This window comes from Brevibacillus parabrevis (assembly GCF_022701015.1).
Taxonomy (GTDB): domain Bacteria; phylum Bacillota; class Bacilli; order Brevibacillales; family Brevibacillaceae; genus Brevibacillus; species Brevibacillus parabrevis.
Map to the genome: position 1 here is coordinate 5,661,430 of NZ_CP064090.1, position 18,746 is coordinate 5,680,175.

Below are 18,746 nucleotides of genomic sequence, written 5' to 3' on the forward strand. Positions count from 1 at the left end.
GCTCACCTCTTCTCCAAGGCTGTACCGCTTTCTCGCAACTGCTCTGCCACGCTTTCGTCCACCCGGTGGCCTGCGCGGGTCATGGCTGCAATCAACGCCCCGATCACAGGCGGAACCTCAGGGATCACAACCGGAAATGAAGCTTCTGCGAGCACGCGCTGTCTGACCAGCGTGTCTTGTGCAAGCACCCCGCCAGCGAGGACAACCGGGAGCGCTTCCTGCGTCTTTTTCAAGCAAGTATGCGCTAGTTCGCACAACGCAGCCGCCGCTTCCCGGATCAGTCCGCTCGCGAGACGGTCCTTCTGCCTTGCCGCCTGCTCCACCAGCTCACTGGCCCGGGCAAGCTGCATGCGCGGGTTGTCGTCACCGTAAATGAATGCGATCAACTCTTCCGGACTGGACACATGGTAATGGGCAAGAAACAGCTCGGTTAAAACCGTCGGCTCCCCGCGCCCGTCATGTGCGCGCAAAACGGCCGCGGCCGCTTTTTTTCCCAGATCAAAGCCGCTGCCTTCATCCCCGAGCAAATAGCCCCAGCCACCTACGCGATGCCGCACTCCTTCGCTCGTCAACGCACACGCGATCGAGCCTGTACCTGAGATAAGAACGATCCCCGGCTGCCCCCACGTCCCGGAGTAAAGCGCCGGGATCACATCGTTGTCAAAGAACAACCGCTCCTGCCACGCCTCGGCAAACGCAGCATCGATTTTTTCCCGAACAAACGGGCGATCTGCACCGCCCAGGCCGATGAACAGGCCCGAAACCTCTTCATCCCTGATCCGGGCCTCTTGGCATACGGTTGTGACGAGCTGTTTGAGCGTCGCTTCCACCTCAGCCCAAGGACGCGACAACGGATTGGAAGAATCGCCTGTCGTGATCGTCTGCACCTGACCTCGCTCATCGCAAATCGCCGCTTTTGTCTTTGTTCCCCCTCCATCTATCCCGATAAACCATTTTTTTTCGTCATTTGACAGCACCTGCGGTCAACCCCTCCATGAACTGCTTCGACGCCAGCAAAAATACGACGATCATCGGCAAAGCAGACAACGTCAATCCGGCAAAAAGCAGACTCCAATCTGTTTCGTATTCTCCGAACAAAACCATCATCCCCACCGGAATCGTCTTCAGCGCTTCTTCCTGAATGAAAATCAGCGGGAAAAAGAAGTCGTTCCAGGCGTGGATGAAATTAATGATCACAACGGTCGCAAGCGCTGGCCGGATCAACGGCAAAAGCACCCGCCAAAACACTTGAAGATGATTGCAGCCATCGATTCGCGCCGCTTCCTCCAGTTCCACAGGCAAGGTCCGGAAAAACCCTGTCAAAATAAACACGGAAATGGGAATCCCGCTTGCTGTGTAGATGAGAATCAGCGACCAGAGCGAATTTAATAGCCCGATATTTTTCATCAGCAAAAACAACGGCACAATCCCCAGTTTAATCGGAATCATCAGCCCGATAATGAAAAAGAAGTAGAGCGCCCCCGTCCATTTGTAGGAAAAGCGGGACAAGTAAAAGGCCGCCATCGCGGAAAAAACGGTGATGAGCAGGACCGACATGCCACTGACGAAAACACTGTTCAGCAAAAAGTCGGCAAAAGGCACGGCTTCCCACAGCTTTTTATACGTATCCAGACTGAAAGAGTTGGGAAGAGACAGGGGACTTGAAAATATTTCCATGTTCGTTTTCAAGGAAGAAAGAATCATCAGGACGATCGGATACAGCGACAGTAATGCAAACACATACGCGGCGACATACGAGATCGCCTTGCTGCCCACGTTCGTTTTCACCCGCATCCCTCCCTTCACGTTCCATTTGCCACACGCCTGATCGCTCAATGCTGGACTTCACGCTTGCGCATCAAGTAGAGCGAGACGGCCGATACGGATGCGACGATGAAAAACAGCACGACAGCCAGGGCAGAACCGAGTCCGACTGCCACGTCTCCCGCCCCGCCCGCGCTGGAAAACGCCAATCGGTAAAAATAGACGGCAAGCGTATCCGTCGACCGAAACGGCTCGCCCATCGAGCCTTGCATCGCATACACCAGCTCAAAAGCTTCAAACGCCTGGATAAAGGTGAAAATGGTCATAATCGTAATCGCAGGCATGCACAACGGCAGGATGATTTTCCACAACAGCCGGAAGCCCGTAGCGCCATCCAGCCTGGCTGCCTCAATCAGCTCCTCCGGGATCGCCTGAAGCCCCGCCAAAAATATGAGCATGGCAAAGCCGATGCCGAACCAGCAGTTGATCAAAATGATCGCGAGCAGCGCCGTATCCGGGTCGCCCAACCACGGTTTGGCCCATTGTTGCAGCCCGATTTCTGTCAGCAGCGTATTCAACGCGCCATAATTCGGATTCAAAATCAATTTCCACAAAAACCCAATCACAATAACCGACAGAAGTCTCGGCATGAAGTACGCCATCTTGAGAAAAGCCGCGCCGCGAATTTTGCGGTAGATGAGAAAAGCCAGGCCAAAGGCGATGCCGTTTTGCACGATCATCTCGATGACAAAATAGTAGACGTTGTGCCCGAAAGCATTCCAGAACATTTCATGAAACGGCTCCACCGTAAACAGCGTGACGAAATTTTTCAGCCCGACAAATACTCCGCGCTTGATCCCATCCCAATCGTACAAGCTGTACAAAAAGGCGCTCACAATCGGGTACAGGACAAACAGCGTGTAAATGATCAGCGCGGGCAAAGGAAACAGGTGGATCAACCAGCGAGCCCGCCCCTTCGGTTGAATCGTGTGCCTGTTCATCGTACCGATGTTCTCCACCCCCTTAACAAATCAACAGGCGGGAGTTTTGCCCTGCCTTTGCCTCCCGCCTGTTGTCATCACAGCCTACTTTTTAAATGGAGGGAACCAGGTAGCGGCTGACTTTTGAATTTCCTCTGCAACCTGTTCCGGTGTGAGCTTGCCCAAATACATGCCTTGCAGTGCATTTTCCAGCGCTTGCTTCGTCGTCGGTTTGCCCTCGGCAAAATGAACGACCATCAAATACGGTGTCGAGCTGGATTGGGACAGCTCCGCCATTTTGTTCACCAACGGATCATCAGTCGACACGCCCGGCACTGCACTGATCCGCTTGAATTGGTTGGCAAACAGCTCCCCGAATTTTTTCGTCGCCATAAACTCCATGAACTTCAACGCTTCCGGCTTATGCTTCGACTTGGCGTTCACCGCATAAGAGCCGTCTACCCAAGTCGTAATGACTGCTTTTTGATCGTTGGTCGGCATCGGGAAGAAATCGAGCTGCAAGTCAGGGTTGAGCTTTTTCAGTCCTTCCAGCTCAAAGCTGCCATTGATGAACATCGCCGCTTTTTCTGTCGCAAACAGTGTGCGCATATCATTCAACTCAAGGCCAACATAATTTTCCGGGAAATAAGGGATGAGTTCCTGCATTCGTGAAATGGATTGGAGAAACTCGGGACTTTGCAAATTGCTCTCGCCTTTTAGCAGCTTGTCGATGTAACTGCTGCCGCTGTAGCTCGCTGGCGCGATGACGCCGTGACTCAAGGAGAGCAGCCAGCCTTCTTTTGCTCCAAACGAAATCGGAACGATTCCTTTTTCCTTCAACGTTTTGGCCGTTGCAATCAGTTCATCCCAGCTTTTCGGTTCCTTCAGGCCGTTTTGCTCGAAAATTTTCTTGTTGTAGAAAAATTGCGTGGAGTTCAGGGAGAGTGGGACGCCGTAGACTTTGCCGTCTTTGCCTGTCGCTGCTGCGAGGACGTCTTTGGGGAAAGCCGAGATGCCTGCGATGTTGTCCAGCGGCTCCAAATACCCTGCTTCCGCAAGTGAAATGCCTGGGGCGTATGGCCGCAACTGGAGAATGTCCGGCCCGCTGTCGCTTTGCAGCGCTGTGTTGAGAATCGTGTTGTACTCCGTCGCTTTGAACGGCTTGAAGTCGATCTTGATATTCGGATTTTCGGCCTCGAATGCTTGGATAATCGCCTTGTAGCCTTCCGTGTCCTCGACGCGCCAGCTATGCATGGACAGCGTCACTTGCTGTCCGCTCCCTTCACTTGCGCCTGGCTGAGTGCCTGGCGCGGCTTTCTCCCCTCCTTGCGAGCTGCAACCGACAAGCGCCATGGCTGCAATCAAACAGACAGATGCCACCTTGTGAAGACGGAACTGCTTCATCCGCAAACCCTCCCCCTTTTTCTTCGAACCGATCCTTCCTGCTGCTCCCGCTTTATCCAGTCAGACCGTTTGCAAAGCGGTCGTGACAGCGTCATGCAGAATAGGCCGCAGTTGCCTAAGCTGATGATTGCGCCCGAGGTGAACGGCATTGGTGAGGAAAATGACAGCAAGCTCGCGTACCGGATCGAGCCAGATGCTTGTTCCGGTAAAGCCTGTATGTCCGTAGCTGGTAGAGTGAAAATTTTGGCCGCAACTGAGCAACGTTCCCGACTGATTCAGCTCCCAGCCGTAACCGCGACTGCCATTGGCGTACGCCGTATGATTGCGGACAGCCTGATCGCGCCACTGCTTTGCCAGCAAGGGAGGGTCGGCGTACAGCCAGCTTTTGGCGTACAGGCACAAGTCGTCAGCCGTCGAAAACAATCCGGCATGACCTGCGACGCCTCCCATGGCGAATGCTTTTTCATCGTGCACTTCCCCGCAGATGTACGCGTCTGTGAGCGAACAATACTCTGTTTGCGCAATATTCGGAAAACAACTGGCGCTTGGACGGAAACAGGTGCGTTCCATTTTCAAAGGAGCAAATACGCGCTGCGTGACAAACTCATCCAGCGGCTTCTCTGCCAGTTTTTCAATGAGCAAACCGAGCCAGATCATGCCGAGATCGCTGTAAACGACCTGCTCGCCTGGCTTGTGAAGCAACGGCTGGCGATACAAAAGCCCCGGCAGGTCAATGTCGCTGTTCCTTGTGCGCACCTCCAGATCAGCGGGCAAACCGGATGTGTGCGTGAGCAATTGCCCAATCGTAATCTCAGCCTTATCTGCTGGACAATCCGCAAAAAAGGCGCCAATCCGGTCGTCAGCCGCAAGCTTTCCGTCCTGCATCAAAAGCAGCACGGCGGGCAATGTCGCCGTCACCTTCGTCAGGGACGCCAAATCGAATAACGTGTCTTTTGTAATCGGTTGGCCGCAAGCTACACTCGTGGCGCCAACATCGAGAGAAAAGCAGGTCCGCCCTTCCCGTACGATGCGCAGGGCGGCTCCTGGCAACAATTTCTCGTCGATCCAGCTTTGCAACAATGTTTCGATCGCCTTCATGCTTTCCCCTCCGTCCGCTGTCAATTGGATGAACGCTTCGTACGGCTGACAGCCAGCCTGGTTTTTTCCAGCAATGGTATGACCTCTTCCTGCTTTCTGCTGACCATGGTCATGAACAAAATATCGATGACATTCAGTTGTGCGATGCGTGATGCCATCGCTCCGCTGCGAATGCTTTTTTCGACCGAGCTGGTAAAGAGCCGAATGTGGGCCAGCTCCGCTACGGGAGAAGGGCCGAACTTGGTCAGCGTAATGACGGTAGCCCCTTGCTGTCTCGCTTCCGTCAGCGACTGAATGATGTCTTCTGTCTGCCCGGAATAGGAGATGCCGATCACTACATCGTTTGGCGTCAAATTGACTGCCGATGTCAATTGGGCGTGAAAATCGGAGTACGCCTCGCACCACAGATTGATCCGGCAAAATTTTTGCTTGATGTCATCGGCAATGACGGCGGAAGCTCCCACGCCGTATACATCTATTTTTCTCGCTGTAGACAGCGCTTCGACCGCTCGCTTCACTTCCTCGCTTGATAAAACCGAGAGAGTGTCCTGGATCGACTGGATGTTGTTCCAGCTGACCGCCTGCATGATCGATTCTACCGAGCCTTCCATCATGATTTCCTGATAGCTCGTGGGAGTCGTCTGCTTGTTCAGATCGCCCGCGATTCGCAGCTTCAACTCCTGATAGCCTTTCATATTGAGCGAGCGAGCCAGACGAATGATCGTCGCCTCGGACACTCCGCTCAGCTCCGCCAGTTTTTGCACCGACAGCTTCACCACGTCTTCCGGGTGAGCTACTATATACTCTGCCACCTTGCGTTCGGATGGTTTCAACTCATCCAAAATCGCCTGCAAGCTGACAAGTCCTCCGTTTAACATATGCGCCACCGCTCTCTTCCTCCGAATCTTACTTCCATTTTATGTAGCATTATTTCCTGCGTCAATTGTTATCTAATAAACAATATTACAGAAACCTGCAAATCAGCACTGCTTTTCCGCCCGATGCTGTTTTTTTCACGGCAAAACGTCCTTGACTCTGCCGTGGCGTGAAGCTTTACGCTAACAACCGAACAAGATACCAAGGAGGAAGCGGAAATGAAAACATTGCTGATTAAAGGCTGCCACATCATGACGATGGTGGAAAAGGAAAAGCCGTGGATCGGAGACATTTTGATCGAGAATGGCCGGATCGTCCGGATGGCGGAAGCGATTGAGGCGAGTGCAAGCACCGGCACCGTGATCGAGGCGAAAAATAGGATAGCCATGCCAGGGCTGATCAACGCGCACAACCATGCCAGCATGTCGCTGTTGCGCGCTTTTTCCGACGACCTGAAGCTGATGGATTGGCTGGACAAAAAAATGCTGCCTGCCGAGGCGCGCATGACGCGAGAAGACGTCTACTGGGGAACGTTGCTTGGCATTGCCGAGATGATCGCATCCGGCACGACTGCTTTTGCCGACATGTACGTGCACATGGATGCTGTCGCCGAAGCGGTGCAGGACAGCGGAATCAGAGCTTCCCTGACTCGCGGGCTCGTCTTTTTGCAAGATGACGGCGGCCGCCGCATGACAGAAGCCCTCGATTTGATTGATAAATGGTCGGGTGCAGCAGACGGCCGAATCACGACGATGCTCGGGCCGCACGCACCTTACACGTGCCCTCCGCAACCGCTGCAAGAAGTATCCGCCCTGGCCAGAAGCAGGCAAATCCCGTTGCATATTCACCTCGCGGAAACGCGCGAAGAAGTGGTCAAAGTCCGCGAAAAATACAACCAGACTCCTACCGAGTATTTGCACGAGCTTGGGGTGTTCCACGACAATCACGTCCTGCTCGCCCACGCTGTCCATCTCGATCCGGAAGACATTGGACGGCTTCGCGGCATGCGCGGCGGTGTCGCGCACAATCCGGTCAGCAACCTCAAGCTCGGCTGCGGCATCGCGCCTGTGACGGAACTGCTCTCGCAAGGTGTCACCGTCGGAATGGGTACGGACGGAGCGGGAAGCGCCACAACGCTCGACATGTTTGCCGAAATCAAGGCGGCATCATGGATGCAAAAGCTGCACTACGGCGATCCGACTGTCCTGCCTGCCGAGCAAGTTTTGCGCATGGCGACGATTGAAAGCGCCAAGCTGCTGCGCATCGATCACGAAGTGGGCACACTTGAGGTCGGCAAGCGGGCTGATCTCATCCTGATCGATACGAACAAGCCGCATCTCTCTCCCCTCCACGACTTGCATTCGCTCATCGCTTACAGCGCTACCGGAGCAGATGTCGATACGACCATCGTCAACGGGGAAATACTGATGCGCAACCGCGAACTGACGCTCATTTCCTGGGAAGAAATCCAGCGGGAAGCCGCTGTGCGGGCCAAGCGACTCGTCGAAGGACTGTAAGCCAAGCAACGCTCAGCGCTCACAAATTCAGCACACAGAACGAAACAGCCAAGTAGATGGCAAATACGCTCCACTGCAAATACGGAATCAAGAGCGAGGAAGCGATTTTGTCCAGAGGACGGATCGCTCTGATCAGGACCCATGTCGAGTACAAAATCAGGAGCGTGTCGACAGCGGCAAGAAACGGGAGCTGCAAGCCATAGAACAAAAGCGCAAACAACTGATGAAAAAACCAGTTGATTCCATATAATAGAAGCAGCTCCCGGTTCATTTGTCTGCGCCGAACCGAAAGAACGACAGAAGCGGCGATGAGCGCATGCAAAAGAAACCAAACCGTTCCCAGCACATAGTCGGGTGGCGTTCCGTCAGGCTTGGCTAATGAAGCATACCAAGCCCCACCTACTGGAAAGGCGAAGCTCGCCAGCGAATAAAGGACAATGACAGTGAAAAATAGCAAAACATGATGCAGCGTACTCATTCAGACAACCCTCTCCTTTTTGCCAAGTTGCCTTTCCTATGTTTCTATGTCTATGAGAGTCGCTACCATTTTCATGCCGTATTTTCAAAGATAGTCCCTTGCTCTTTTTTCAGCGTCAAGTTTAGAATGCGTATTGCCTGATAAAAGGAGGCAAGCAAATGAACAGACCTCTCGGAGTAACCTTAATCGGCTATTTTTACATATTTGGTGCAGTCGTGCTGCTCGTCACAGCCGTAATGTGGCAAGCAGATGCCAGTGAAATCGGGCTTGCAGACAGATTTGGCGTCTCGCCCTTCCCGGAACAACTTTTTCGAGTGATCGTGGCTATTGCTGCTCTGATCGGCGTCTATGGCTACATGCGGCTACAAAAATGGGGTTTCTGATAACTCCTGGCAAAACAAGAAAAACCGCTTGTCCCTTTTTCGAGACGAGCGGTTTTTTGCAATCGCAAAACAAGTGCTCAAGCTACGGCAGACGCAAAATCTCTCCCGGCTTGAGCGCTTTGCCTCTGATATCCTTTTCGGCCAATGTCGCAACAAAGGCGTCTCCATCCTGCTTGATCGGCGGGAAGGTGTCATAATGAATCGGCACAACGTAGTCGGCTTCGATCCACTCAGCAGCCTTCACGGCATCCTCCGGCCCCATCGTGAACACGTCTCCGATCGGCAAAAACGCCAGATCGATGTCGTGGGAATCGCCGATCAGCTTCATATCCCCGAACAAGCCTGTATCTCCCGCGTGATAGATCGTTTTGCCGCCCAGCTCGAATACGAATCCGCCCGGCATGCCCATGTAGACGATTTGCTGTTGGTCATCGAGCACCACGCCCGAGCTGTGGAACGCCTGTGTCATTTTGACTTTGCCAAAAGGCAGCGTCACCGATCCGCCCAGATTCATGGAAATCGTTTTTACTCCTTGCCAGCCAAGGTATGTAGCAAGCTCATGCGTCGCAACGATCGTGGCATCGTTCGCTTTTGCCAGTTCCACCGCATCGAGAATGTGGTCCTGATGTCCGTGCGTCAGCAGGATGTACTGGACGTGGATGTCTTCAAGCTTTGTTTTTGCCAGCGGATTTCCCGAAATAAACGGGTCAATCATGATCGAATGACCTTCACTGGTCAACTGCACGGAAGAGTGTCCGTGAAACCGGATTTCCAACATGGTATCCCCTGCCCTCTTTCATTATCGTTTTGTACTCTATCATGTTACCACGTCCAGGGGTGGGAATAAAATCCACCTGAACAGTTGCTGCCCAAAAAGAGAAGAGGCCGCCGATTGCTCGACAGCCTGAGGAACAACTTTTTTCTTGCCAAGACTTCCTTGGAAGCTTAGCAATCGTGGTCGTGTTCTGTAACGGCAATGATTTTCGAATCACGGATGATAGTGCGGCGATTATTATCGTGTTCACGCAGGATGATCGTGCTGGATTTCACTTCAACCAGCTTGCCGAAAAAGTTGCCATTCACAGTCTCAACCTTTACATTTTTCCCTTCGAATCGTTTCACCTGGTCTCTGAATGCCATGGTCAATCCCTCCTTCTGTAAGCATCCTATGTACGTTTGGCATAGCCCTACTGAGCAGATGCACAGACAAACAGAAAATGTACTTGTACCCGTCCGTCATTTGTCCCGATTGCCGCTTTTCCCGTCAGATAGACAAGTTTTTCCGCCAGTTGGCAGAGCCGGACAAACAGTCGTGCACGAGTTTCGAACGCTGCTGGAATTTGTCGCACGATTCCAAAAGGATTTCTCTTTTGGCGCACAGAAAAGGGTTAGAAAACGTACGAACGCACTCTGCGTCAGGAGGGGTAAACATGGGAGACGTCATTGAGCTTGTTGCCAGAGAACGGACTTACAGCGGCAGGGAAGTCGCCGAGATGCTGGGAATTGGCGCGAGCACCTTGCGCAAATGGAGCATGCTCTTAGAACAGCACGGCTACTGGTTCCTGCGGGACAGCCAAAACCGCCGCGAGTATCGCCAGCTGGATGTATCCTGCATGAAACGCTTTTATCGGCTGACCAAAGATCAGCTCATCCCCCAGGAAGAAGCGGCGCAAATGATCGTCAGCCAAACCCAGGTGGAAACGACCCGAAACGAAACGGCTGTCGCGGTTGCCCTCGCTCCTGTCACTCACCCTGCCACAAATGAAGACGCCCTGGAAGCACTGGAAGCCATCGATGAAAAGCTGCACGCACTGGCGCTCCACGTGAAGCAACAGGACGAGAACCAGCAGGCATTGCTCGCCCGTCTGGAAAAGCAGGAAGCGTACATTCGCACCAGCTTGAAGGAGCGCGACCGCCGCCTGACCAAAGCAATGAGCGACATCATGGCCGCCAAGGTACAGTTGGCAAAAATGCAGGACGCCGAGCGGAAAACTTCTATTTGGCATAAGCTGTTTCGGCTGAACTAAGTGTGATGGTAGATAGCTGCTGCTTGGCAAGCTGGCGGGGGACGGTTCTGCGGTTTCGTTCATTTGTTCGTGAGGCAAATGCAAAAACACTCTGACTCGCCTCGGTGCGTAAGGGGCGGTAGAGTGTTTTTAGTTTTGGTCGTTAACTGTTACGTTGTGGGGCTGGTCATGATAGGCGATTGCGCATGCGCTTCAGGCGCGTTGCTGATCATTGGGTGTATTTTTCATCTCTTCCGCCAGTTCGATTCTGGCAGACAGCTTGCCGCTCCATCGTCCATTCAGGTAGCCTTCCCTTTGCCCTCGCTGTCTCTCCGGTGAAATTTCTTGATGCGAGTCGTTTACGATTTCAATGAACCACTGTTTATCTGTCTCCTGCGAAGAGTCAAACCTGACGATCCCTTGTCATTTATTTGGCACTCTTGTGCAGACATTTGATAATGTTTTAAAGCCAGTTTGGCACCACCAGGAGGGACTCAGAAGCTGACGCCAGTTGAGTACCGACATCAGCTTGCTGCCCAGGACTTTTTTCAATGTCCACTAAACAGGGCTTGACCACAACTCGACCTATTCAGATACCAAAAGACAGGTGGAGAAAAGAAATGAAAAAGCTTTCCATAACGGTACTTTCAAGTATGTTAGCTGTATTACTGGGAGTGGGTTCTGTTGTCGCTCTGAACGAATACAAAAAAAGCGATCGTCAGGAAACTACTGCTTTAAGCCCAGCCTATAAAGAAAAAGACAAGCTGATGAAGAAATCGGATCTGATTGTGACAGGCTTTGTTCCCGAACAATATACGGAAGTAGAAGTAGAACTGCCTGACGAAAAAGGGCTTTATGAAATTTCACGCGTGTACGAAGTCAAAGTAGCAGAGTCCGCCAAAAACAACAGCAGTCACGCTCTCAAAAAAGACGAAATGATTGAGCTTTACGTTCCAGTTGGATTGAAACAAAAGAAAAGCGGTAAATTTCTTCCTCTTGTCGAAGAAGAAAAAATAAAATTGGAGGCAGGAGAATATTTACTCTTTCTTAAAAGCACCCACTCAGATTTATACGGGAAAGAAATTTATCAGCTGACAACTCCCAACCATATATACAAAAAGAACGGCGAAAAATACGAAAACATCGGCTCTTCCCTTGTTCCAGTAATAGAAGCAAGAGAGCTTTCCATTGAATAGTTTTGCCACAGCAAAAACAGACACGTCACATGCACGTGTCTGTTTTTCTTGCAACAACTCCCCGCACCCGAACCGGAACTCGCGCTTGTGGAGAAAATGGAGTGCGATCTCAAACTCGCAGAAACGTCTAAGAACTATCCACATCGATTCTTTTTAGCTGTGCTGCCCAATCCCAATTCAAAGGTTTTGTCTTTGATGAACTAAACCAGTTAGCCCCCTCACGAAGCCACCTGCTCCTATATTCTTCAATTGACTCTGGATTGTCCTTTGCATCCTCATCGAACCCAGACTCAAATCCGCAGCAATTGCATATTTCGTGCGTTGGAAAACCATTTTTGTCCCATTGCGGGTAATTCAGCTCATGGTAACCACAGACTACAGACTGCACACATATATTTACTCATCATGACATCCTACACCTTTTTATGGATTTGGCCGTGACGCTTGTATGGCCAGCTACTTCCTTGATGGTTCTGTACTTGTGCTTGACACCTCCTGCATCCAGATTTCCAAACACTTTTTTAGCATCTCATTCCCCCTCTTCACCCTTTGGACATATCGGCTTCGCTGATCCAGAAGGCCAACTCTCTCCATTGTCGATACTCTCTCACCCATTTCTTTACACGGTCTTTATCTTGAATGCCAAAATGCTCGGTAATCTGCCGATCGGTCCACTTTTCTTTTGATTGCCATAATAATGCCCCCTTGAATTACATCGGATTCCCTAAAGGTTTTTCCAATGTCAATTCTAAGGGGGAAGCTCAAGGGCAGTAGAGTGTCATTTGTTTTGTCTGTTAGGTTATTGGGCTAGTCATGATAAGCGATTTCGCATGATCTCCAGTCGCTCTTTAGATAATTTGGTGTATTTATGGACGTATGCAAGGTCAAATCCGTCGCGAATCATTTCTTCCGCTATTTCTATTCTAGTCGATAGCTTGCCGCTCCAACTTCCATTCAGAAAACCTTCGTTTTGCCCCCGCTGTCTCTCCGGTGATATTTCTTGATGCGAGTCGTTCGCGATTTCAATAAACCACTGTTTATCTGTCTCCTGCGAAGAGTCAAACCTGACGATCCCTTGCCATTCGTCTTCATCCTGATACACGATTACTTTTTCGCCGGCTTTCAAAGCAAAAGTTTCAACAACAACGGGTGATATGGCAGGTTCGCCGTTCGTATTGTTACAAAAATTTGTGTCGATAAGGATGGATTTGAGTTTCATGGATTTTCTCCTGGAATTATTTTGTTTTCCATTTATTCGGAACTCTTGTGAAGACATTTGATAATACTTGTGCTTGTTCTAAAGTCGGTTTGGACCATCAGGAGGGACTCAGAAGCTGACGCCAGCTGAGTATCGACATCAGCTTGCTGCCCAGTGCTTTTTTCAATGTCCACTAAACAGGGGCTTGAGCAAGTGTCATGTGGTTGGAGAACTCTAGTAACTTGGATCTGTACTTCCTTCCATCATCTTCCCAAAAGCATACTGGGCAAATATCATAAAACAGGTCAATCATGGTAGTATCTGACCATAATCAACCTGCTAGGTGTAACCTAAAGTGTTATATAGGTTATAAAATTCAAGCGTTTAAGTACGTACAAGCATATTAGAGGAATATCATGCGGAGGTGATGAGGGTTAAGTTCTTTCGGAGTGTGCCGCCCGATTCATTTGGCACTGGGTGTGAAGGGGGGATAGAGAAGGTGGCAACTATTCAGCTACCACCCTCTTGTAATTATTTGTTCATTGCTTATTCTTTAACATCTATTTATGTCTACATCCAACACTTCAATTTCGTTATGATTTTTAAGTACACTTTTAAGCAGCATGGTTAAATAATAATCAAGTTTAAACTCCTCTCGTTCAACATCACATATATTGTCATTTGGCAAAATTGATAATACATAACCTTCTGTTTCACCAAATCCTTTATACCCTTGTAATACCACGCTCAGACCTAATAATGGAGATGAGATGAATAATGCTGGTACCTCATCATAAATTCTCTTCTCCTTCCCTCCAAATTTTAATCCCCCTAATATTTCCTTAGAAATAACGTTTCCTACTTCCTCTATTTCCAAGTTCGATTTTATTGTAACATCGCCCACGAGATAAGGTAATTTATCCATTCATGTCCTCCCTATTTAAATAAATTGTATCCATACGGTTTAACCTTTTGTTCGAACTCTGCCTCTGTCCAAACCCTAAATGTAAATGGTTTTCCAGGTTCCGTGCGATATCCATCAAAGGATTTTTTAAATACCTTCTCCAAGTCATCACATATAGCACCTAATTCCTTAAACCTTCTCGCATCCCTGAAAACAACGTTAGGGCCAAACTGAGAAGCCAATTTATCACTTACGATGAAAGCATCTACGTCAAAATCATTCGGGTCAAAAGGGCCCCCAGTGGAATATTTGGTGCCAGTTGCAAGAGACCCTCGATAACCAACTTTTGCATCGGGATATAGCTTTTTAATTTTTGTTACATAGGTAGTCATAATGTTGTAAACACTTTTAGCTATATCACACCATCCAATATTATGAACCCAAATGCCCAAGTCACTTACAAAGTAGGTATGGAAGTCAGCAACAGTAAAATTATATACCTCAACTGGCTCATCATGCTTAACAATCTTGATGTTGTCAATCGTCAAGGTATTTCCGTTACTCTGCTGTAACTTATCCCCCACCTTCAAGTCTGCCGCCAGTACCCAGCCTTTGCCTATTGCCCAAAACGGATGGTTATCGGTTGTCTCAATGACTTGGTCGCCTACAGTGAGTTCATAGATGATCTCCTTATCATTTCGATACAGATGCGTAACTACCTTGTAAGCCTGCTCACCAGTTTCTTCGTTCTTGGAAAGAACCTTATCTCCGACTTCAATGTCTTCGATATTTTTCTCCCCTGCGTCTGTTAAAATCTTTGTGCCTGCTGTAAAGCAGTTGCATTCAAATAGATCATCAATGGTCTTAACCGCTTTCTTGACTAGTTTTCCACCACTCTTGGTCAAGCGAAGCACAGGAACCGCGGCTGCACCAGTTTCATAAATTACTATATCTCCGTTAAAGAGAAACTCGGCAAACTTTCCGTATTTATCACGCCCAGTCGCTTTGCTTGAATGGATGTAATAAACTAACTGATTCGTTAACTCCCCTTTCTCTTCTAGCACTTCTCCACCGCCAACGTTTACGTTGAGAGAAACATGCACGCTTCTGTTCAGAATCACTTCAAAAGCAATGACAGACATCAAGAAGTCTTCATTGTACGCACCCGTGATCGGGCCATCGTAGAACAGCATCGCCTGTAGGTTCTCTTGTGCTTGACGGATCGTTGCGCTTGGAATGGTGCTATTGTAGCGAGAGATTAAATATTGGATATCAAGCTCTTCATTCGGGTTCGTATTCACAACGCTTATTGGCACAAGAATTTGATATTGTTGTGCATCGGAAGCTACGACTTTAACAAAGTAGACGCCACTTTCAGCCCGTTGTCCGGGATTCACTTTTGTGTAGATGCCATTCCAACTAAACGTATTGTATCCTGCTGGTTGGTTTGTTCTGGTTTCTTCATAGACAGGTCTTCCCTGCTTGATTACCTGAATCGTTACGCTTGGATGCGGATTTGAAAATCTCCATTGTACAGTTACTGATTTTTCAAAACCTGGTGTTGTATCCACTGCGAAATTACTGGAAATTCGTTTTGGGCCATGAAAGCCTGCCTGATAGTTTCCACCGATTTCGGTGGACAATAGCGAAATGCCAGACTTTAATTGGGCTTGCATCTGGCTTTTATTCCAAACTACTTTTGCATAGTAGGTCCCAGCCACTTCTGTAACAAACAACGTGTCTTCCTCATTCGCGTGGAAGGTTTTAAGCTCTGTTCCTTGTGAGTCCTCCAAGATGAGCATGTTATTTGTCACATAAAGGTTCATGTAAGCCATTTCTTCAGCCGTGAGCACAAAGTAGTCAACGTCATAGGGAGAAGACAATTTGTCCGTATAAATTTCATCCCATTCAGCCGGAATGGCTGTTTCTCTCGTGCTGTCCAAGTCTTCTTCAAATGTAAGTCGAGACTGCAAGGCAGATGCTGTTGTTTCAAGTTTAACGTAGTATGTTGTATTCGCTGTTGCGTCCCATTCGACTTTTGAAAATTTGGTGCCAAAAGGACCATCGTGATCGTCGTTGCTTGTCACTTCATTCTGCAAATTTACATCCGAATAAATATACAGTCTTGTATCTTGTTCAAGTCCATTATTTAAATACGGAGACGAAAAGATCCGGTGCTTACCAGAATGGTCCGGCGTTACTTTAAAGAAAGCCGCTGTGCGATTATTTTTATTTACATCCGTAAATGCATCGACACTCAAGTTCTCAAACTGCGGTTCATTGCCGCTGTCATTTGCGATTTGAATATGATCGTAGGAACCAAAAAAAGTGATCGGAGCTGCTGATGTTACGGTTACTTTAATCGCTCCACCTGCCGGAACTTGATGCGAAGTAAGCGCTGAGTTTAACTCGCTGGAAACCAGGGAACCCGCGCTATCGTAGATTTCGTAGTCGTATCTCTCCACCACATTGATCGCATCGTATCTCAGTAGTTGGCTCTCCAGCAAAGATTTGTTTTTAAATGTAAGGTTCTGGCCTTGAACAACGGTTTCTCTAATAATTGCAGGCTGTGTTCTTTCCAAGCCAACAAAATCCGAGGTGAAGGCTTCTAGCATGAGTGGATCATTGGAATGATTCGTAATGATCAATTTGCCACGCGGCGGAACTTGCATGGTAGAAATGGTCCCATCCATATCTTGTGAACGGATAGACCCATCCTGATTCAAGGTCACAAAATCAAACGACTTTGCTCCATTGGTACGGATATCTACACTTTGTTGCTGATCGGTTTGATTCACAAACTCATACGATTGAGTGTTCTCCAAAGTCTTTTGAATGATAGAGGAGGCACTCTGCAATTCCGGCCGAAATATTTGTTCGTATCCGCTAAAGGTAACGGGCTCCTCTGATGTGACTGTAGCAAGAATAGTTGCATTCGCAGGGATGTTTCGATAGGAAACAGTGGCATTATGATGAGCAGAGGTAACCGTTCTGTTTTCCATCAACTGGTAACTAAACTTGCCTCCACTGCTCATGGTGAGCAAGTCTGCATTCGCCTTGCCGATGTTCGTTACCGAGATACTGCTTCCTTTGCTGAGCTTCTGTGTAAATAGAGCAGGTCTCGATGTATCTTGCCCGATAAAATAAGATTTGAATGCCCGGAAGGTTACAGGCAACTCTGATGTTGCGGTAACGACAATCGTTCCACCTGCAGGGACAACTTTGGAAGATACGCCTGAATCAATATCCTGATATAACGGGTCCCCGCTGCCGCTATAGATGGCATAGTTAAAAGTTCTTTTACCGGACGAATTTAAGGTGCCATCTGTATCTATGCTTTGGTTAGAACCTGACGTATTTACGAAAATATAAGATTGACCATTGTCCAACGTTTTCGTAATGATCGAATCCGCCGAAGTAAGGTCTTGCAAAATATCATAATAGCCGGTAAAGGTAACAGGCGTATCACTGATTGTAGTTGCGATCAGCTTGCCACCAGCAGGGATGGAGAGAGAGGTATTTCCAGAGTCATAGGACTGTTGATAAGTAGATCCATCACTTTTTAACAACTGGTAACTGTAGCGTCTGCTGCTGGAGCCGTTTACCAAAACGGTCGTGCTTTCCGTTGCCGTATTGAATAGTTGAATGGTTTCCTCTTTTTTGAGTGTTTTTTTGATTAATGCCGGATGATCGTTTCTTTTCCCACTAAAGTAGCTTGTGAAAGCCTTAAAGGTAACGGGAATAGCTGACGTGGCAGTAACGACCATTTTCCCGCCAGCAGGGATCGTTTTGGAAGTAACCGTTGCATCGGCATCCTGGGCATGAGCGCTACCATCTGCTTTATATATGGCTGAATCGTATGTCTTCTTGGCACTGGACGAGTTTGAAGCGTTTGTTTTAATGACGTGGGTAGCCGTATCATCAAGATTTTCAAAAAGATAGGATTCCCCTGCTTCCAAAGTTACGAAAAGTAATGCATCGCTTACAGGTTCTTCGTCGTTAAAGTCATAATATCCAGCAAACGTAACGGGATCGTCGGCTGTCACTGTAGCGATGATTTTCCCACCTGCGGGTATCGTTACGGTACTGGAAGCATAATCATAGGCTTCGGTTGATAAAGTACCATCTTCTTTATACGTTTGATAACTAAACTCTTTTGTTACACCTTCCACCTTGATGGAATTGTTAACCTCCCCGGTATTTACAAACGAGAAACTCTCTCCTGACGACACTTCTTTTTTTACTAATGCCGGAGTAGTGCTCGCTTCAGAGATGACTTGACTGGTAGTAAAAGTGAAAGTAACGGGGTTTGACGAGGTAACTGTAACAACCATGTGCCCACCGGCACGAACGGACCTGGAAGTAGACTTTGAATCCGTATCATAATCGTAACCGGATCCGTCTGGCAGGTAGATGGCGTAATCGTACGTATTTGTACTCGTTGCGTTAGATTTTATGTACGTGGCATTCGTATGGATGTTCGTGAATTTATAAGACTCACCCTTTGATAAGGTGATGGATCCATCGTAAGCTGCTGCTAGTGCAAACTCCCCTTTTACCGAGGCTTCTTCTTCAAGATTAGCAGGCTCTGCTTCGGGTGTTTTTTCTGATGACGTGCCATCAGCAATCTCTTCTTCTGTATCAGTCTGGACAGGTTCTTCCGGAGGGGCAGTGCCCGGATTCGTCTTGCTTTCATCGACGGATGAAACAACTTCCTGAGCCAAGGCCGTATTGTTAAAAATGAGTGGCTGGCTAAAAATACCGATTGGTTCTAGCAATAGGCAAAACATAACAAAGCAGCATAAAAGTCGTTTTAAGTGAACCAAACCTTACACATCCCTTCCTCTTTTTCCAATTAATTGATATGCAAACTTGATTATACGCTTAATGAATCTGAGTGCAAGATGATTAGCTTTTCACATCAAAAACAGACACGTCACAT

17 protein-coding genes are annotated in these 18,746 nt (G+C 48.7%); 4 read left to right on the forward strand and 13 right to left on the reverse strand.

What is annotated here, in order from left to right; translation table 11 throughout:
- Positions 1–2: 2 nt before the first annotated feature.
- The 6 genes from IRJ17_RS25955 to IRJ17_RS25980 form a co-directional block, all read right to left on the reverse strand.
- A complete protein-coding gene (locus tag IRJ17_RS25955; protein ID WP_242772364.1) occupies positions 3–977 on the reverse strand; it encodes an N-acetylglucosamine kinase in 975 nt (324 codons plus the stop codon).
- On the reverse strand, positions 964–1,788 hold the full coding sequence (locus tag IRJ17_RS25960; protein ID WP_242772366.1) for a carbohydrate ABC transporter permease: 825 nt from the start codon (positions 1,786–1,788) through the stop codon (positions 964–966). Before IRJ17_RS25960 ends, IRJ17_RS25955 begins: the two co-directional genes overlap by 14 nt.
- Positions 1,789–1,832: 44 nt before the next feature.
- On the reverse strand, positions 1,833–2,765 hold the full coding sequence (locus IRJ17_RS25965; RefSeq protein WP_122962871.1) for a carbohydrate ABC transporter permease: 933 nt from the start codon (positions 2,763–2,765) through the stop codon (positions 1,833–1,835).
- Between the two features lie 84 nt (positions 2,766–2,849).
- Positions 2,850–4,148, reverse strand: coding sequence for an ABC transporter substrate-binding protein (locus tag IRJ17_RS25970; RefSeq protein WP_173596080.1), 1,299 nt, complete (start codon positions 4,146–4,148; stop codon positions 2,850–2,852).
- A gap of 60 nt (positions 4,149–4,208) precedes the next feature.
- Positions 4,209–5,246, reverse strand: a complete 1,038-nt coding sequence (locus IRJ17_RS25975; protein WP_173596079.1) for a serine hydrolase domain-containing protein — start codon at positions 5,244–5,246, stop codon at positions 4,209–4,211.
- A 20-nt stretch (positions 5,247–5,266) separates the two neighbouring features.
- Complete coding sequence (locus IRJ17_RS25980; protein WP_122963250.1) at positions 5,267–6,124, reverse strand: MurR/RpiR family transcriptional regulator; 858 nt, start codon at positions 6,122–6,124, stop codon at positions 5,267–5,269.
- A gap of 216 nt (positions 6,125–6,340) precedes the next feature.
- Between IRJ17_RS25980 and IRJ17_RS25985 the strand changes: the two genes are divergently transcribed.
- Positions 6,341–7,639: an amidohydrolase gene (locus IRJ17_RS25985; RefSeq protein ID WP_242772368.1), complete on the forward strand. Its 1,299-nt coding sequence runs from the start codon at positions 6,341–6,343 to the stop codon at positions 7,637–7,639.
- 19 nt (positions 7,640–7,658) lie between these two features.
- Here the strand turns inward: IRJ17_RS25985 and IRJ17_RS25990 are convergent, their stop codons facing one another.
- On the reverse strand, positions 7,659–8,117 hold the full coding sequence (locus IRJ17_RS25990) for a TspO/MBR family protein (protein WP_242772370.1): 459 nt from the start codon (positions 8,115–8,117) through the stop codon (positions 7,659–7,661).
- 158 nt (positions 8,118–8,275) lie between these two features.
- On the opposite strand from IRJ17_RS25990, the gene IRJ17_RS25995 reads away from it, so the two are divergent.
- The gene (locus tag IRJ17_RS25995; RefSeq protein WP_122962866.1) at positions 8,276–8,500 is read left to right on the forward strand and encodes a hypothetical protein; all 225 of its coding nucleotides are present in this window, start codon (positions 8,276–8,278) and stop codon (positions 8,498–8,500) included.
- A gap of 82 nt (positions 8,501–8,582) precedes the next feature.
- Here IRJ17_RS25995 and IRJ17_RS26000 read toward each other — a convergent pair whose 3' ends face one another.
- Positions 8,583–9,278: a metal-dependent hydrolase gene (locus IRJ17_RS26000; protein ID WP_122962865.1), complete on the reverse strand. Its 696-nt coding sequence runs from the start codon at positions 9,276–9,278 to the stop codon at positions 8,583–8,585.
- 167 nt (positions 9,279–9,445) lie between these two features.
- Positions 9,446–9,640, reverse strand: a complete 195-nt coding sequence (locus tag IRJ17_RS26005) for a hypothetical protein (RefSeq protein WP_122962864.1) — start codon at positions 9,638–9,640, stop codon at positions 9,446–9,448.
- A 290-nt stretch (positions 9,641–9,930) separates the two neighbouring features.
- Here IRJ17_RS26005 and IRJ17_RS26010 point away from each other — a divergent pair, with 290 nt between their 5' ends.
- Together IRJ17_RS26010 and IRJ17_RS26015 are read left to right on the forward strand one after the other, a co-directional pair.
- Entirely contained in the window at positions 9,931–10,527 is a 597-nt protein-coding gene (locus tag IRJ17_RS26010; RefSeq protein ID WP_242772372.1) for a MerR family transcriptional regulator, read from the forward strand.
- A gap of 599 nt (positions 10,528–11,126) precedes the next feature.
- Positions 11,127–11,702 (forward strand): hypothetical protein, encoded by a 576-nt coding sequence (locus IRJ17_RS26015; protein WP_122962862.1) that lies wholly within the window; start codon positions 11,127–11,129, stop codon positions 11,700–11,702.
- An 811-nt stretch (positions 11,703–12,513) separates the two neighbouring features.
- Here the strand turns inward: IRJ17_RS26015 and IRJ17_RS26020 are convergent.
- The 4 genes from IRJ17_RS26020 to IRJ17_RS26030 all read right to left on the reverse strand — a co-directional run bounded on the left by IRJ17_RS26020 (position 12,514) and on the right by IRJ17_RS26030 (position 18,630).
- Positions 12,514–12,921: a hypothetical protein gene (locus IRJ17_RS26020; RefSeq protein ID WP_242772375.1), complete on the reverse strand. Its 408-nt coding sequence runs from the start codon at positions 12,919–12,921 to the stop codon at positions 12,514–12,516.
- Between the two features lie 172 nt (positions 12,922–13,093).
- Complete coding sequence (locus tag IRJ17_RS28380; RefSeq protein ID WP_353772870.1) at positions 13,094–13,213, reverse strand: CPCC family cysteine-rich protein; 120 nt, start codon at positions 13,211–13,213, stop codon at positions 13,094–13,096.
- Between the two features lie 240 nt (positions 13,214–13,453).
- The gene (locus IRJ17_RS26025; RefSeq protein WP_242772378.1) at positions 13,454–13,825 is read right to left on the reverse strand and encodes a hypothetical protein; all 372 of its coding nucleotides are present in this window, start codon (positions 13,823–13,825) and stop codon (positions 13,454–13,456) included.
- A gap of 11 nt (positions 13,826–13,836) precedes the next feature.
- A complete protein-coding gene (locus IRJ17_RS26030; protein ID WP_242772381.1) occupies positions 13,837–18,630 on the reverse strand; it encodes a polymorphic toxin-type HINT domain-containing protein in 4,794 nt (1,597 codons plus the stop codon).
- Between the last annotated feature and the right edge of the window lie 116 nt (positions 18,631–18,746).

Coding starts and splice junctions, on each gene's coding strand:
- IRJ17_RS25975 (WP_173596079.1), bottom strand. CDS start 5,246: ATGAAGGCGATCGAAACATTGTTGCAAAGCTGGATCGACGAGAAATTG.
- IRJ17_RS26005 (WP_122962864.1), bottom strand. CDS start 9,640: ATGGCATTCAGAGACCAGGTGAAACGATTCGAAGGGAAAAATGTAAAG.
- IRJ17_RS26020 (WP_242772375.1), bottom strand. CDS start 12,921: ATGAAACTCAAATCCATCCTTATCGACACAAATTTTTGTAACAATACG.
- IRJ17_RS25995 (WP_122962866.1), top strand. CDS start 8,276: ATGAACAGACCTCTCGGAGTAACCTTAATCGGCTATTTTTACATATTT.
- IRJ17_RS25990 (WP_242772370.1), bottom strand. CDS start 8,117: ATGAGTACGCTGCATCATGTTTTGCTATTTTTCACTGTCATTGTCCTT.
- IRJ17_RS26000 (WP_122962865.1), bottom strand. CDS start 9,278: ATGTTGGAAATCCGGTTTCACGGACACTCTTCCGTGCAGTTGACCAGT.
- IRJ17_RS28380 (WP_353772870.1), bottom strand. CDS start 13,213: ATGATTGACCTGTTTTATGATATTTGCCCAGTATGCTTTTGGGAAGAT.
- IRJ17_RS26015 (WP_122962862.1), top strand. CDS start 11,127: ATGAAAAAGCTTTCCATAACGGTACTTTCAAGTATGTTAGCTGTATTA.
- IRJ17_RS25965 (WP_122962871.1), bottom strand. CDS start 2,765: ATGAACAGGCACACGATTCAACCGAAGGGGCGGGCTCGCTGGTTGATC.
- IRJ17_RS25970 (WP_173596080.1), bottom strand. CDS start 4,148: ATGAAGCAGTTCCGTCTTCACAAGGTGGCATCTGTCTGTTTGATTGCA.
- IRJ17_RS25980 (WP_122963250.1), bottom strand. CDS start 6,124: ATGTTAAACGGAGGACTTGTCAGCTTGCAGGCGATTTTGGATGAGTTG.
- IRJ17_RS26025 (WP_242772378.1), bottom strand. CDS start 13,825: ATGGATAAATTACCTTATCTCGTGGGCGATGTTACAATAAAATCGAAC.
- IRJ17_RS26010 (WP_242772372.1), top strand. CDS start 9,931: ATGGGAGACGTCATTGAGCTTGTTGCCAGAGAACGGACTTACAGCGGC.
- IRJ17_RS25985 (WP_242772368.1), top strand. CDS start 6,341: ATGAAAACATTGCTGATTAAAGGCTGCCACATCATGACGATGGTGGAA.